This is a genomic window from Lysinibacillus sp. GW823-FHT02G10, from assembly GCF_058797135.1.
The window spans coordinates 1-15,548 of sequence record NZ_JBXAJI010000006.1; the positions used below are offsets into that span (position 1 = coordinate 1).

The 15,548-nt window shown below is 38.3% G+C and carries 19 protein-coding genes and 1 pseudogene; 1 reads left to right on the plus strand and 19 read right to left on the minus strand.

Annotated elements, in window-relative coordinates:
* The first annotated feature begins 376 nt into the window (after positions 1-376).
* Positions 377-982, plus strand: a complete 606-nt coding sequence (locus AC1RFD_RS17055; RefSeq protein WP_492475116.1) for an ankyrin repeat domain-containing protein — start codon at positions 377-379, stop codon at positions 980-982.
* 258 nt (positions 983-1,240) lie between these two features.
* Here AC1RFD_RS17055 and AC1RFD_RS17060 read toward each other — a convergent pair whose 3' ends face one another.
* The 19 genes and pseudogenes from AC1RFD_RS17060 to rpsE all read right to left on the minus strand — a co-directional run bounded on the left by AC1RFD_RS17060 (position 1,241) and on the right by rpsE (position 15,539).
* Positions 1,241-4,297 carry a sensor histidine kinase gene (locus AC1RFD_RS17060; RefSeq protein WP_492475117.1) on the minus strand — a complete coding sequence of 1,019 codons (3,057 nt, stop codon included), beginning with the start codon at positions 4,295-4,297 and terminating at the stop codon, positions 1,241-1,243.
* Between the two features lie 237 nt (positions 4,298-4,534).
* A complete protein-coding gene (gene rpsI, locus AC1RFD_RS17065) occupies positions 4,535-4,927 on the minus strand; it encodes a 30S ribosomal protein S9 (protein ID WP_004233744.1) in 393 nt (130 codons plus the stop codon).
* A gap of 25 nt (positions 4,928-4,952) precedes the next feature.
* Positions 4,953-5,390, minus strand: a complete 438-nt coding sequence (gene rplM / locus AC1RFD_RS17070; RefSeq protein ID WP_004233742.1) for a 50S ribosomal protein L13 — start codon at positions 5,388-5,390, stop codon at positions 4,953-4,955.
* A 178-nt stretch (positions 5,391-5,568) separates the two neighbouring features.
* Positions 5,569-6,309, minus strand: coding sequence for a tRNA pseudouridine(38-40) synthase TruA (truA, locus tag AC1RFD_RS17075; protein ID WP_066038306.1), 741 nt, complete (start codon positions 6,307-6,309; stop codon positions 5,569-5,571).
* A gap of 13 nt (positions 6,310-6,322) precedes the next feature.
* Positions 6,323-7,120, minus strand: coding sequence for an energy-coupling factor transporter transmembrane component T family protein (locus AC1RFD_RS17080; RefSeq protein ID WP_004233739.1), 798 nt, complete (start codon positions 7,118-7,120; stop codon positions 6,323-6,325).
* Entirely contained in the window at positions 7,117-7,989 is an 873-nt protein-coding gene (locus AC1RFD_RS17085) for an energy-coupling factor ABC transporter ATP-binding protein (RefSeq protein ID WP_492475118.1), read from the minus strand. Before AC1RFD_RS17085 ends, AC1RFD_RS17080 begins: the two co-directional genes overlap by 4 nt.
* Positions 7,965-8,810 (minus strand): energy-coupling factor ABC transporter ATP-binding protein, encoded by an 846-nt coding sequence (locus tag AC1RFD_RS17090; RefSeq protein ID WP_115673256.1) that lies wholly within the window; start codon positions 8,808-8,810, stop codon positions 7,965-7,967. The genes AC1RFD_RS17085 and AC1RFD_RS17090 overlap by 25 nt, the downstream gene beginning before the upstream one ends.
* A 425-nt stretch (positions 8,811-9,235) precedes the next feature.
* The gene (gene rplQ / locus AC1RFD_RS17095; protein WP_008181938.1) at positions 9,236-9,616 is read right to left on the minus strand and encodes a 50S ribosomal protein L17; all 381 of its coding nucleotides are present in this window, start codon (positions 9,614-9,616) and stop codon (positions 9,236-9,238) included.
* Positions 9,617-9,673: 57 nt separating this feature from the next.
* Positions 9,674-10,618, minus strand: coding sequence for a DNA-directed RNA polymerase subunit alpha (locus AC1RFD_RS17100; RefSeq protein WP_004233733.1), 945 nt, complete (start codon positions 10,616-10,618; stop codon positions 9,674-9,676).
* Positions 10,619-10,757: 139 nt separating this feature from the next.
* The gene (gene rpsK / locus AC1RFD_RS17105) at positions 10,758-11,147 is read right to left on the minus strand and encodes a 30S ribosomal protein S11 (protein WP_004233731.1); all 390 of its coding nucleotides are present in this window, start codon (positions 11,145-11,147) and stop codon (positions 10,758-10,760) included.
* 25 nt (positions 11,148-11,172) lie between these two features.
* Entirely contained in the window at positions 11,173-11,538 is a 366-nt protein-coding gene (gene rpsM / locus AC1RFD_RS17110) for a 30S ribosomal protein S13 (RefSeq protein ID WP_004233729.1), read from the minus strand.
* 24 nt (positions 11,539-11,562) lie between these two features.
* Complete coding sequence (gene rpmJ / locus AC1RFD_RS17115; protein ID WP_000868344.1) at positions 11,563-11,676, minus strand: 50S ribosomal protein L36; 114 nt, start codon at positions 11,674-11,676, stop codon at positions 11,563-11,565.
* Between the two features lie 37 nt (positions 11,677-11,713).
* Positions 11,714-11,932 carry a translation initiation factor IF-1 gene (infA, locus tag AC1RFD_RS17120; protein ID WP_004233690.1) on the minus strand — a complete coding sequence of 73 codons (219 nt, stop codon included), beginning with the start codon at positions 11,930-11,932 and terminating at the stop codon, positions 11,714-11,716.
* An 86-nt stretch (positions 11,933-12,018) separates the two neighbouring features.
* Positions 12,019-12,096: pseudogene (locus AC1RFD_RS17125) on the minus strand (type I methionyl aminopeptidase); the annotation flags it as partial.
* A 249-nt stretch (positions 12,097-12,345) separates the two neighbouring features.
* A complete protein-coding gene (locus AC1RFD_RS17130) occupies positions 12,346-12,999 on the minus strand; it encodes an adenylate kinase (protein ID WP_004233689.1) in 654 nt (217 codons plus the stop codon).
* 70 nt (positions 13,000-13,069) lie between these two features.
* Positions 13,070-14,365: a preprotein translocase subunit SecY gene (secY, locus tag AC1RFD_RS17135; RefSeq protein WP_004233672.1), complete on the minus strand. Its 1,296-nt coding sequence runs from the start codon at positions 14,363-14,365 to the stop codon at positions 13,070-13,072.
* Positions 14,365-14,805 (minus strand): 50S ribosomal protein L15, encoded by a 441-nt coding sequence (gene rplO, locus AC1RFD_RS17140; protein ID WP_004233670.1) that lies wholly within the window; start codon positions 14,803-14,805, stop codon positions 14,365-14,367. Before rplO ends, secY begins: the two co-directional genes overlap by 1 nt.
* Before the next feature lie 34 nt (positions 14,806-14,839).
* Positions 14,840-15,022: a 50S ribosomal protein L30 gene (gene rpmD, locus AC1RFD_RS17145; protein WP_004233668.1), complete on the minus strand. Its 183-nt coding sequence runs from the start codon at positions 15,020-15,022 to the stop codon at positions 14,840-14,842.
* Positions 15,023-15,035: 13 nt separating this feature from the next.
* The gene (rpsE, locus tag AC1RFD_RS17150; RefSeq protein ID WP_004233664.1) at positions 15,036-15,539 is read right to left on the minus strand and encodes a 30S ribosomal protein S5; all 504 of its coding nucleotides are present in this window, start codon (positions 15,537-15,539) and stop codon (positions 15,036-15,038) included.
* Positions 15,540-15,548: the final 9 nt, after the last annotated feature.

The window sequence follows — 15,548 nt, forward strand, 5'->3', positions numbered from 1 at the left end:
ATGAAAGGTTTGTTGTACCTTCTAAAAACTATATTAAAGTGGAATGTTAAACTCCCCCTAAATAATTTCTTAAAAAAACATAAACTTATACGAAAATATTTTTAATATATATTAAATCTGTACACTAATAGTGAGGTTTATGTAAAAAGTTATTTATTTTTTTCTACATATACTTAATTTATGGGTGATCGACATTTCTCACAAACGAGTACTTCAACATTATTTATTATAGGAAAAAGCTAAGCCTAGCATATCTTTTTAATATTACTCGTATAATTCGCAACATGTTACCATATTTTTATAAACGGAAAAGTAGGCTACAGTGATATACCATTAGTCATTTGGCTGTTTTAACCAAAGAAAAGAGGGTGGAAAAATGAATGATCAATTAATACTTTCAGCAGCGAACGGTGAGATTGATAAAGTATTAGCACTTCTGCAAAAAGGCATCAATATTAATACAACGGATCACAATGGAAGAACCCCTGTCTTAGCTGCCACTTATAATAACCAGGTGGATACTGTGAAGGTGCTCATTCAACATGGTGCTGATATTAATATTAGAGATAATAACCTTGAGAACGTACTTTTACATGCAGGGGCATCAGGCTATTTAGAAATCGTTAAACTTGCCATATCTGCAGGGGCAGATACAAAGCTAACTAATCGCTTTGGTGGAATTGCCATCATCCCTGCATCCGAACGTGGACATGTTGAGGTGGTTCGAGAGCTACTTAATCACTCGGACATTCATGTCAATCACATTAATAATTTGCATTGGACAGCTCTATTGGAGGCAGTCATATTAGGCAATGGTGGGGAGAAACATCAAGAAATTGTGCAATTATTGGTGGATCATGGTGCTGATATAACTATTGGAGATCAAAATGGTGTCACACCATTGCAGCATGCAAAAAAACTAGGCTTTTATGAGATTGAGCAAATTTTAAAAGAAGCTGTACCCGAACGAAATAACAGTTAACACTATAGGAGATATGATCATATACTTTTCTAGATGGCCTCACTTCGGAATTAGCTTATCTGTTGCATCAATTTCACCTGCAATTTCAAAAGAAATAACGTTAAGCAATCTTTGGGTTACTTCACAGATTGCTTTTTATGATGGAATGACAAAAAGACTCTTTCCTCGAAAGTAGAAAGAGTCTTAGGATAGATGTTTTGTCTGCCTCTGACTCCGTAAAGACCAAATCATCTTTAAACGGTACGCCATTTGTAAAGGTTACGAATTCTCTTCTGGTAATAGAATAATAACAGTAGTTCCTTTTCCTTCTTCACTATATATACGAAAACTGGCATTTCTCATAAGCTTAAATTTTTTCAAAGGATTCGTAAATCCAATACGTGAGTTTTCTTCATTTACTAATCGTTGCAACTTTTCTTCTGAGATACCGACCCCATTATCATAAATTTTAATACGTATAAATTGACCTTCTCGTTGCACACTCACCTCAATAGTACCACCTTCTTTTTTCTTCGAAATCCCGTGTAAAACTGCATTTTCAACTATAGGCTGAATTGATAATGCTGGAATCAAAGATTGAATGGACTCATCAATATCATACGCAACTGTAAGACGATCACCAAAGCGCATTTTTTCAATATAGAGATATGCTTTTACAAGATCTATTTCATCTTCTATTGAAACCATGCTGTTACGATAATGGACATTTAGCTTGGCACGGAAATAGGTGGCTAAACTGTATAACGCCTCTCGTGTATTCTCTATATTTGTATAGCTTAAGCCGATAATAGTGTTAAGTGTATTGTAGACAAAATGAGGAGTTACTTGCGCATATAAATAATTCATTTCATCTTCAATCGCATCAATGGAAGATTGTCGAACCGCTAGTAATGATTGAATACGCACTAGTAATTCATCCATCGCAATCGGTTTTTGCAGATAATCATTTGCCCCAACTTGTAAAGATAACACTAAATCCGAATGCTGCATAATTGCTGTTAAAACTATAATCGGTAATTCCAACATATCGTATTGCTTTCGTACTTGTTTGCATAATTCATAGCCTGACATACCATTCATCATTAAATCGACTAACATACAATCTACTTTATGTTTCTTTATATAATCTATCGCTTCAAACCCATTATCTACTCCAATAACGGTATAGCCTTTTTGAATTAATGCGTCCACTAGTACTTTTATATTCACATGATCATCATCAACAATGAGTATGGCTTTGTCATTACCTTTATGCATTAATGGTAAATCTAGCTGTAGTATAGTATTATCTGCTCGATTGCCTATCTGGTGTTGTGTTTCAATATCTAGTTTTTCGAGGGTGGCAAGTGGCACCGTAAATGTAAAAATTGTTCCAACACCTAATGTACTTGTTACATGAATTTCCCCATTTAACTGTTCTACTATATTTTTTGAGATACTTAATCCTAACCCAAGACCCCCACTTTTTTTACCTTTCTTTACTTGATAAAAAGAATTAAAAATTCGATCTAAGTCTTGTGATGGTATACCAATTCCAGTATCGCTTACTTGTATTTCCATATAATCATTACGTACACTAGCTAAGACTGTAATTTGCCCATGTTTTGTATGTTGCAGAGCATTATAGAGTAAATTATAAAGCACTTGTTTCAATCGTAATTCATCTGTATACATATGGGGTAAATTAGAATCTACTGCACTCATTAACCTTATGGATGTATCACTCGACATTAAACTACGAATTTCCTCAATTACTTCATCAATTACGCTTATCGGAACAACACGAGGGATAACACGAACTTCTCCGGTCATATGATTCGAAGAAATCAATAAATCCTCTACTAAATAACCTAAACGTTGCGCGACATTATGTATTAAAATGACATTTTCTTGTTGCTCACGCTTTAAAGGTCCTTGTACACCTTCCATTAATGATTTGGATATATTTAAAATACCATTTAAAGGCGTACGTAATTCATGAGACGTTTTCAATAAAAACTCATCCTTCATTTGATTATGCATCAAAAGCTCTTCCGATAACGCTTGAACTTCCTTAAAAGAAGTATTTGCTCGGAAGCTAAGCAGAGATGCAAAACTATAGAGTGTAAAAATAAACAATAATTGTTCACTATAAACCATAGGTATATCAAAAATGTAATACATTACCATTAAAAAAGTATAACAAGTAAGAGATACTAAAAGAATTAGAATATAACGTGAGCCATCTACACCTTTCATAAGCACACGTAATAGCACAAACACATTATAAAGCCCAACTGGAATAAAAATTACTGCAAAGATTATTTGGGAAAGAACTAGATTTTCTATTGGTATAATCATACTATTTTTTGTCATCGGGTTGTAAATCCCATAGATAAAAAAAAGTAAACCTAACAAAATACTAATAATATAAATCGCTTTTTTCCTCATAAACTCCGGATACAAATAATAGAGAAATAATGCTAAACAAACATCAACAAGTGGTAAAATCCCTAATTGTAAACGTACTTGTTCATTTATAGTTAAATGTGTAAAAATAAGGAAAAATATTTTTTCATTTGTAAACGACATGTACAGTCCGAATAATATAGTGAATAACCCCAAAAACAATTCTTCTTTACGCTTCCGATTTTGACTATACGATATAATATAAATTGCACCGAATACAATATAACCAATACATACAAACGATTCTGCTAAAATTTTCATGCTAAAATCTCTTTGAATAGCTTCCTTTGTTCCAAACTCAATAGGAAAAGTAATACCGGCTTTTGGATAATTATAATTCCCCACATGAATCACTATATCAAGCATTAGATTCTCACTTGGTGCAAACACCGTATATTTATCATCATTTTCGAACTTAAAGTCCTTTAAGGTTTCACTCGGATTCCCCTTACTACCTACATCTTTTCCATTTATGAAAACACGGTTAGATTGGCGAATTGAACGAATGTATAATCCATATTCCCCTTCAACTGGTACATTTATCTTAACATGATACGTTCCTACAGTAAGTCCTTCCTCATTTGGTTCTACAAAGCTATTCCAAGTAGCTGGTACCTCAATTGGTATTTTCTCGCTCTCGTACGCGTCGAATGAATCGCTTGATGCTATTAAGATATTTGGATAGAAAGACCATTCTCCATCTAGTTTTAAAATAGTCTTTTCTTGTAGTTCTTTTTCTTCAATCGTAACGTTCCCATTCTGCGCAATCGGCTTACTACTACTAACAAAATACTCTCCATTGCCAATAAAGTATACGATAATAAATAGCATGATAATGGTCAAAGTAATGCTAATATTTTTTTTCACTATCACCCCTCCCCTACTTGAACACAATTATATATAACATCAAACTATCAGTTAGTTAGAATGAAATCCATTATGCAATATGACTTTCACCTGTATTTCATTAGCCCTCTTAGGCATCCTATCATAGGGCTGTTAAACAAATTCTGAACAAATCATATTATTTTTGTTATAGACGTAAAAAAAGCTCCTCTCAGGTAAACCTGAGAAGAGCTTGAAATCGTTGATATAACAACGATATTAACGTTTTGAGAACTGAGGTGCACGACGAGCGCCGCGTAGACCTGGTTTTTTACGTTCTTTCATGCGTGAATCACGAGTAAGTAATCCAGCTGATTTTAATGCAGCACGGAAATCTGGGTCTACTTGAAGTAGAGCACGAGCGATACCGTGACGAACAGCACCAGCTTGACCAGTGTATCCACCACCGTTAACGTTTACGTGGATATCATAGCTTCCTGTAGTTTCAGTAGCTACTAATGGTTGTTTAATTACTTCGCGTAATGCAGCGAATGGTACGTATTCTTCGATTTCACGTTTGTTGATAACAATTTTACCTGTACCTGGTACTAAACGTACGCGAGCTACAGAGCTTTTACGGCGACCAGTGCCGATGTATTGAACTTGTGCCAAAGTAATATCCTCCTCTTAATTTATATTATCCGCGAAGCTCGTATGCTTCTGGTTTTTGTGCAGCATGTGGATGCTCTGTTCCAGTGTAAACATTAAGTTTAGTGAACATTTTGCGACCTAAAGAGTTTTTAGGAAGCATTCCTTTAACTGCTAATTCGATCATTCTTGTTGGGTACTTATCTAGCATTTCACCAGCAGTACGTGTTTTTAAACCACCCGCAAATTGAGTGTGGTGACGGTATAATTTACCCTCTAATTTGTTACCAGTTAAATGGATTTTGTCAGCGTTGATGATGATTACGTGATCACCTGTGTCAACGTTTGGTGTGAATGTTGGTTTATGTTTACCACGTAAGATTGCAGCTACTTCAGAAGCTAAACGTCCAAGAGTTTGGCCTTCTGCATCAACTACTAACCATTTACGGTCTACTTCGTGACCTTTAGCCATGAATGTTGTACGCATGTATATATCCTCCTAATCGATTCGATTACCGTTATTTTTCATTAGACTACACTATAAGTTTCGGGGCTTATTTGTGGTGGTAATGAAAATACCATCTGTTATCATATAATGAATGACTTTTAAAGTCAAGCAATTTCATTAAACACCTGGTGAAGTTGTTCAGAATTATAGAACGCCACTAATAGAACACTTTTTCTAAGTATAGCCCTTGTGGTGGAGCGGTTTTTCCCGCCTTATCACGATTACCTGAAGCAACTACATGGGACACATTGTCAATCTTACGTCGACCTATCCCAACCTCCCAAAGAGTACCTGCAATAATACGTACCATATTATATAAGAAGCCATTCCCTTCAATCACCATATGTAGCTCTTCACCATGCCATTCAAATTGTAACAATGTTACTGTGCGTACTTTATCTTTCACGCTTGTATTCGCCGCGCAAAAACAAGAAAAGTCATGTGTACCAATAATAGCCTTAGCTGCCTCTTGCATCGCCTCTACGTTAGGTTTGACCCCATTTGTCTCCACAGTATAATATCTGCGGAATGGACTTTGGATAGGCTCACAAGACCAAATATAGCGATATCTTTTTCCAGCCACATCGTAACGCGCATGAAAGTCATGTGCCACTTCCTCAACCGATAATACACGAATATCTCTTGGCAGTTGCACATTCAAAGCCTTACTATATTTTTCTGCTGGAATGGCAAGTGGTGTGTCGAAATGCAATGTTTGCCCTGTCGCATGTACTTTAGCATCTGTACGACCACTTGCAGTTACCTTAACCTGTTCTCCCTTATGCATAATAGCTAGAACACGCTCAAGCTCAGCCTGCACTGTGCGTTCACCTGGCTGTACCTGATAGCCCGAAAAAAGTGTGCCATCATAGCTTATAATTACTTTTAATCGTCGCATATAGCCTACTCCTTTAACTTCTATAGAAGAATAGCAATACGCCTATTGCTACTAATAACACAATCGCAAATGTGTCCCCCATATCCCATTTTAACCTACGGTACCTAGTGCGTCCTTCACCACCGCGATAGCCTCTTACTTCCATCGCTGTTGCTAAATCCTCAGCCCGTTTAAATGCACTGACAAAGAGAGGCACAAGCAATGGTACTACTGCCTTTATACGGTCCTTAATTGGCCCAGATGATAAATCAGAGCCTCTTGCCATTTGTGCCTTCATAATTTTATCCGTCTCATCCATTAAGGTTGGAATAAAGCGTAATGAGATGGACATCATTAAAGCCAATTCATGTACGGGTACTTTTATTGCTTTTAAGGGATTCAGTAGAACCTCGATACCATCTGTAATGGAAATCGGCGATGTAGTTAACGTTAAGATTGACGTCATAAATACTAATACTAGAAAACGAATTGAGATAAATATTCCCCGCCTAATCCCTTCGTCATAAATCGTAATGAATTTTGATTCAAACACAGGGACGCCTTCCTTCGTCATGAAAATATGGAGAAGGAATGTGAAGGCCATCAAAAAGAGTACTGGTTTGAGTCCATTTATTAAAAAGTATAGACGAATGCGCGATACTAATACAATCAGTAGCGTGAATGCGAGTAACATAGCATATGTCACGGTATTATTGGCTAAAAACACAATAATAATAAAGGCGAACACAAAGATCAGCTTTGACCGTGGATCAAGTTTGTGTACAGGTGAATCACCAGGTAAGAAGCGCCCAAAGATCATTTTTTCCATCATGACTCTGCACGCTCCTCTCTAAGGGCTTGAGCAATTTCAGTAGCAAGCTCTTCCTCTGTTAAGCAAACCTTAGACAAGGAATGCCCCATCATGTGCTCAATCTTTTGCTGAAAGCGGACAATACGTGGTGGCTCTAAACGGAATTCCTTTAATGTTGCAACATCTTTAAAAATAACTCGTGGTGATCCACTTAAGACATTCTTCCCTTCATGCATAATCACAATATTATCAGCATATCGAGCTGCATCCTCCATACTATGGGTTACTAGAATGGTTGTAAGTTGACGTTCTTGATGGAGCTGATAAAACATATCCATAATTTCCTTTTGACCACGTGGATCAAGACCTGCTGTTGGTTCATCTAAGACAATAACCTCAGGGTCCATCGCCAAAACGCCTGCAATCGCTACTCGACGCATTTGACCACCTGATAAATCAAACGGTGATTTATCCAAAACGTTATCTGGCAAACCGACTAAGCTGACAAGTTCTATTGCACGAGCTTCAGCCTCCTCCTCTGATATACCAAAGTTCATTGGGCCAAACATAATGTCCTTCAACACGGTTTCTTCAAATAGTTGATGCTCTGGAAATTGAAAGACAATGCCGACCTTTTGTCTTACAGCTTTTAAATCCTTTGCTTTTTTCCCAGCTACAATAAGACGGTCTCCTATATGTACTTCTCCTGAAGTAGGTCTTAGAAGTGCGTTAAAATGCTGCAAAATCGTTGATTTCCCAGAACCGGTATGGCCAATTATCGCTTGATAAGTATGAGATGGAATGTCAAAATCCACATCGAATAATGCCCGTTTTTCAAAGGGCGTTCCTTGTGCATAGGCATAGCTTACTTGTTGAAGTTTGATGTCCATAAATCATTCACCAACTCTTCTTCTGTCATATGTTGCCCCATTAATGGAACACCTTCCTTTTGCAATAGCTTTGATAACTTCAAGGCAAATGGCAAATCTAGTCCAAATTCAACTAGCTTGTCCCCAAGTGCAAAGATTTCAGCAGGTGTACCTTCTGCAAATTTCTTACCATCATTCATAAAAAGAACACGATCCGCTAACATTGCCTCTTCTAAATCATGGGTAATAGATAAAACTGTTAATCCTGTTTCTGCACGTAATGTTTGAACCGTTTGTAACACCTCTGCACGCCCCTGAGGATCTAACATGGATGTAGCCTCATCTAAAATTAAAAGCTTCGGCTTTAATGCAAGTGCCCCAGCAATGGCTACACGCTGTTTTTGTCCACCAGATAAATGATGTGGCTCATGGTCTAAAAACTGACTCATTTTTACCTGTTCGAGTGCCGCATGTACACGTTTTACCATTTCTTCAAAGGGGATACCGTTGTTTTCCAAGGCAAATGCTACATCATCCTGTACCGTTGCTCCAACGAATTGATTGTCAGGGTTTTGAAAGACCATTCCCATTAAAGAGCGAGATTCCCAAAGATTTTCTTCATTCAAGGGTTCTCGCAATATTCGTACATCTCCCTGTTGAGGAAACAATAAACCATTCATCAGCTTGGCAATAGTGGACTTACCAGAACCATTATGTCCTACTATAGCAATCCACTCACCTTCTTCCACAGCAAAGCTAACATTTTCAACAGCATTACGACTATTTGGATTTTCTGGTGTATATGAAAAAGTTACATTATTTAAAGATAAAATTTCAGGCATATCTAGAACTCCTCTCCCTACGCTCAGCTCTACTAATTAACTTACACTTTTTTATGTATGAATTCTACTACAATCCGTATGTCGATAAAAGAAAAATACTACAATAGCAACTCAAATTGATATTGGTTTAATAAATAACAAAATAACACCCATATATTAAAAAAAGCACCACAAATTGGCGCCATCTAATCTAATAAAAAAGCGCGCACCTCATTCGATAGAAATGCGCTAGTCGTTACATTTACAAGAAATATGGGTGCTCAAGCCCTATTTCTCCTGAATGAGGTGCGGAGAGCTAAACGAGACGCCACACTAATAAGTGTCCGCTCATCATAACGCTCAGCTTAATTATTTGTCGTATAAATCATTTATAAAGAAAGAGGGTGGTGATTCCCACCCTCTTCACCACAAGTTTTCTCTTATGATTAAACTAGTTCAATCACAACAACAGGTGCACCGTCGCCACGACGAGGACCTACTTTAAGAATACGAGTGTAACCACCTTGACGCTCAGCATAACGTGGTGCAACATCATCAAATAACTTTTGAAGTGCAAATGATGTTGATTCGTTACCTTCTGCATCAGTCGTTGTTACTAGTTCACGACGGATAAATGCAGCAGCTTGACGGCGTGCATGTAAATCTCCGCGTTTACCTAAAGTAATCATTTTTTCAACAGCTTTACGTACTTCTTTAGCGCGAGCCTCAGTAGTTTCGATACGCTCGTTGATGATTAAATCAGTAGCTAAGTCACGTAACATCGCTTTACGTTGAGAACTTGTACGACCAAGTTTTCTGTAACCCATGGATGTTTCCCTCCTTTATAGAAAAAAATCTGATCTTGTTAGTTGTGTTTAAATCGCTTAGTCTTCTTTGCGTAATCCTAAACCAAGCTCTTCTAACTTCGCTTTTACTTCTTCTAATGACTTGCGTCCAAGGTTACGAACTTTCATCATGTCGTCTTCTGATTTATTCGCAAGTTCTAGTACTGTATTAATACCAGCGCGTTTTAAACAGTTATAAGAACGAACAGAAAGATCAAGCTCTTCGATAGTCATCTCTAAAACTTTTTCTTTTTGATCTTCTTCTTTTTCGACCATGATTTCAGCAGTTTGTGCCTCATCTGTCATGCCAACGAAGATGTTAAGATGCTCGGTTAAAATTTTTGCTCCGAGCGAAATCGCCTCTTTCGGACCGATGCTGCCATCTGTCCACACATCAAGAGAAAGTTTGTCGTAGTCAGAAGACTGACCAACACGAGTATTTTCCACTTGGAAATTGACGCGTGATACTGGAGTGTAAATAGAGTCGATCGGGATCACGCCGATAGGAAGATCCTCACGTTTGTTTTGATCAGCAGGAGTGTAACCACGGCCGCGTTGTGCATACATACGCATACGTAAATGACCGTTTTTAGCGATTGTTGCAATATATAGATCTGGGTTTAAAATTTCTACGTCACTGTCATGTGTAATGTCAGCAGCCGTAACTGTACCATCGCCTTTAACATCAATCTCAATAACTTTTTCTTCGTCAGAGTAGATTTTAAGAGCTAGTTTTTTCACGTTCAAAATGATTGAAGCTACATCTTCTACTACGCCTTCTACAGTTGAGAATTCGTGAAGAACACCATCAATTTGAATTGAAGTGACAGCAGCTCCTGGTAATGAAGACAGAAGGATACGACGTAAAGAATTACCCAAAGTGTTTCCATATCCGCGTTCAAGCGGTTCTACAACAAACTTTCCATATTTGGAATCTTCGCTGATCTCCACCGTTTCAATCTTTGGTTTTTCAATTTCGATCATTTTATTTACCCTCCTTCAAAACATCGAATGTATAGGTTCTTTCCATCATAGATTCGATCGTCAATGACGTATCGTTTATTATCTGCACAAGACAGTCTGTACAAAAAATGATGTTCTCATACAATATGAGACGCACCCATTACACGCGACGACGTTTTGGCGGACGGCAACCATTATGAGGAACTGGAGTAACGTCTTTAATAGCAGTTACTTCTAAACCAGCAGCTTGAAGTGCACGAATAGCAGCTTCACGACCAGCACCAGGACCTTTAACAGTTACTTCCAACGTTTTCAGACCATGTTCAAGGGATGTTTTAGCAGCAGTTTCTGCAGCCATTTGAGCAGCGAATGGTGTAGATTTACGTGAACCACGGAAACCAAGAGCACCAGCACTTGACCAAGATACAGCGTTACCTTGCATATCTGTAATCGTTACGATTGTATTGTTAAATGTAGAACGAATGTGTGCGATACCAGATTCGATATTCTTTTTCACACGACGTTTACGAGTTTGTTGTTTACGAGCCATGTTAAGAAGGAACCTCCTTTACCAATTATTTTTTCTTGTTCGCAACTGTTTTACGAGGACCTTTACGCGTACGCGCATTGTTCTTCGTATTTTGACCACGAACAGGTAAGCCACGACGGTGACGGATACCACGGAATGAACCGATTTCCATCAGACGTTTAATATTTAATGAAGTTTCGCGACGTAAGTCACCTTCAAGTTTGTATGAATCTAATTGTTCACGGATTTTGTTTAACTCATCTTCAGTTAAGTCGCGTACGCGTGTATCTTCTGAAATACCTGCATCAGCTAGTACTTTCTGAGCTGTAGTTTTACCAATACCGAAAATGTACGTTAATGAAATTACCACGCGTTTGTCGCGAGGAATATCAACACCAGCAATACGTGCCATGTACGTTGTGCACCTCCTTTAGAATTAACCTTGTTTTTGTTTATGTTTAGGATTTTCACAGATTACCATTACTTTACCGCGTCGGCGAATTACTTTACATTTTTCGCAGATCGGTTTCACAGATGGTCTCACTTTCATCTAACCTAACCTCCTTAGTAGTCCGGAGCGCAAAAGATTATTTAAAACGGTATGTGATACGACCGCGAGTTAAATCATAAGGAGATAACTCAATAGTAACCTTATCTCCAGGTAGAATACGGATAAAGTGCATACGAATCTTACCAGATACGTGTGCTAGAATCACATGTCCATTTTCTAATTCTACCTTAAACATCGCGTTTGGCAAAGTCTCAACAACTGTCCCTTCGACTTCAATTACATCATCTTTCGCCATCTACTCTGTCTCCTCTCTATATGCAAATTAAAGTTCTCATCGTTACATCAAACGGATATCTGCTGCAACTTTAGAAGCAACCTCGTTTCAACATATGTTTGGATTGTATGAGAGATGTTTGAAAGACGCTCGTCTGGTTTCGCTTCACACAATCCACGGAATATACAGAACCAGTAAGGGCACTGAATCTCCCATGTTTACACGAATACCGGAATGTCTTGGATGAGATATTCATACCCGTTACACAGATGCTTCCACGAAACCCATTATACTCCTCCAAAAGGTATGTTGCACTTTTAAGAAGAAATATATACCGGGCACAATATGCTTTTGCAACTCTCAAAAAAATTATGTTTCGTTGTTGCTCCCGCATGCCTCCCGCGGAAGCAGTACTCTGCGCCCGGAGCCGGGTATCAGCTGCGGCTGCTCTGTAATAGAGCATCAAGATCAGCAAACACTTTGTTAATATCTTGCTGTCCATCTATATTAGTTAACACGCCTTTAGCTTGATAGAAATCAAGTAGAGGTTGTGCTTGTTTCATATTTACTTCCAGACGGTTCGCAACCGTTTCAGGATTATCATCTGCACGTGTATAAAGCTCGCCACCATCTTTATCACATTTCCCTTCCTCAGCAGGAGGATTGAAAATTAAATGATAGGATGTACCACAAGTTTTACAAATACGTCTACCTGAAAGACGAGCAATTAACTCATCCTTTTCAACTTGAATGTTTAATGTATGCTCAATAGCTTTACCTAGGTCAGCAAGAATGCTATCTAAGGCTTCAGCTTGAGGAACAGTACGTGGGAAACCATCTAATAAGAATCCTTTTTCACAATCAGGTTTAGCCAGTCGCTCACGAACAATACCAATCGTTACTTCATCAGGTACAAGTGCACCTTGATCCATAAACGACTTAGCTTGTAAGCCTAGTTCAGTACCTTCTTTAATTGCAGCACGGAACATATCGCCTGTAGAAATATGAGGAATTGCGTACTTCTCAACAATTTTATCTGCCTGCGTACCTTTACCAGCACCTGGCAGACCCATTAAAACGATATTCATTAGGAAATATTCCTCCCACAAAAGGTTTGCTGATTAAAGGAAACGATGGAACGTTCCCTAAAAACCAACATTATTTCATAAAGCCTTTGTAGTGACGTTTAACAAGTTGAGATTCTAGCTGCTTCATCGTTTCGAGCGCTACGCCGACTACGATAATAATACTAGTACCACCGATCTGCACTGAGGCAGGTAGATTCATAAAGTTTATGAATATAACCGGCATTACTGAAATAACAGTTAAGAAAATCGCGCCGACAAATGTCAGACGATATAACACGCTTGTTAAATACGTTTGAGTGTTTTCACCAGGACGAATACCTGGAATATAAGCACCTTGCTTTTTCAAGTTATCTGCCACATTTTCTGGATTCACTTGTACGAATGCATAGAAATATGTGAATGCGATGATTAATGCCACATAAATAATCATTCCAACAGGTTTTGTATGATCAAACGTGTTATTAATGAAAGTAGTAACATTATTTTCACCGAAGAACGGAACTAACGTACGAGGTGTCATCAGAAACGCTGAAGCAAAGATTACAGGAATAACCCCTGCAGCATTTACTTTTAACGGTAAATGAGTTTGTTGACCACCAGTTTGTTGATTTCGCCCAGTAACTCGTTTTGCATATTGAATTGGAATTTTACGTAGTGCTTGTTGCACGTAGATAACTCCAATAACAACCGCAAGCAAGATTAAAACAAGTAGACCAAGGATAATTAGGTTGATAAATAGCTTATCACCCGCACCCTCGATTTGTTGTGCATAGATTTGGTTGATACCTGTAGGTAATGCCGCAACGATACCTGCGAAGATTACAACAGAAATACCATTACCAACGCCATGCGCAGTAATTTGATCAGCAAGCCATACTAGGAATGCTGTACCCGCTGTTAATACAATAGAGATTATAACATATGTTAAAACCCCTTCTTCCTTAATCAATGACCCGCCATACATTCTATTAAAACCAAATGACATCGCGAATGATTGAATAAAAGCAAGAATAATAGTAAAGTAGCGTGTAAATTGCGCAAGTTTACGTCTTCCGACTTCACCTTGCTTTGCCCACTCAGCAAACTTCGGTACTACGTCCATTTGCAATAACTGAACAATAATTGAGGCTGTGATGTAAGGCATAATCCCCATTGCAAAGATGGAGAAGTTCTTTAAAGCACCACCGCCAAAAGTATTCAGGAAACCAACGAGGTTAAACTCATCAGTTGCCTTTAATACATTAGCGTCAACGTTAGGTACTGGAATGAAAGTTCCAATACGAAAAACGATTAACATTAAAAGTGTGAAAATGATTTTATTTCTTATATCTCGAACACGCATAAAGTTAGAGATTGTCTGAAACATTAAATCACCTCAGTAGTTCCGCCGGCATTCTCGATTGCTTCTTTCGCTGAAGCTGAGAATTTATGAGCTTTGACAGTAAGCTTTTTATTAAGAGTTCCGTTGCCTAGAACTTTAATTCCAGCTTTTTCATTGCTCACTAGACCAGTTTCAAGTAATAATGCAGCAGTTACCTCTGCACCGTCTTCGAAACGGTTTAAAGCATCAAGGTTAACGATCGCGTATTCTTTACGGTTAATGTTCGTAAAGCCACGTTTTGGTAAACGACGGAATAATGGGTTCTGACCGCCTTCAAAGCCTGGGCGTACACCGCCACCAGAACGAGCGTTTTGACCTTTATGACCTTTACCTGCTGTTTTACCGTTACCAGAACCGATACCACGACCAACGCGGTTGCGTTGCTTACGAGAACCTTCTGCTGGTTTTAACTCATGCAGTTTCATAGTGGGTGGCACCTCCTTGTTCAATAATTGGAAATTAAATTTCTTTTACAGTAACTAAGTGAGCTACTTTATCAAGCATACCGCGAGTAGCTGCGTTATCAGCTTTCTCTACAGTTTGGTGTAATTTACGTAAACCTAAAGCTTCAACAGTTTTGCGTTGTGCAGGTTTAGTACCAATCACAGATTTAGTAAGGGTGATTTCTAATTTGTTAGCCATTATCTTTCCCCCCTTATCCTAATAGTTCTTCCACTGATTTACCACGTAATTTAGCTACGTCCTCTACGCGTTTTAATTCAGTTAAACCTTGAATTGTTGCACGCACCATGTTAATTGGTGTGTTAGATCCAAGTGATTTTGAAAGAATATCAGTAATACCAGCAAGTTCTAGTACAGCACGTACTGGACCACCAGCGATAACCCCTGTACCAGGAGCAGCAGGTTTGATTAGGATTTCTCCTGCACCAAAGCGACCTTGCACTAAGTGTGGAGTTGTTCCACCTACGCGTGGCACTTCGATTAAGTTTTTCTTCGCATCTTCAACAGCTTTGCGGATAGCATCTGGCACCTCTTGAGCTTTACCAGTACCGAAACCTACATGACCGTTTCTATCGCCAACTACAACTAATGCTGTGAAGCGGAAGCGACGTCCACCTTTAACAACTTTAGCAACGCGGTTAATAGTAACTACGCGTTCTTCAAGTTCTCCAAGTTTGTTTGCGTCAATACGACTCATGAAATGTGT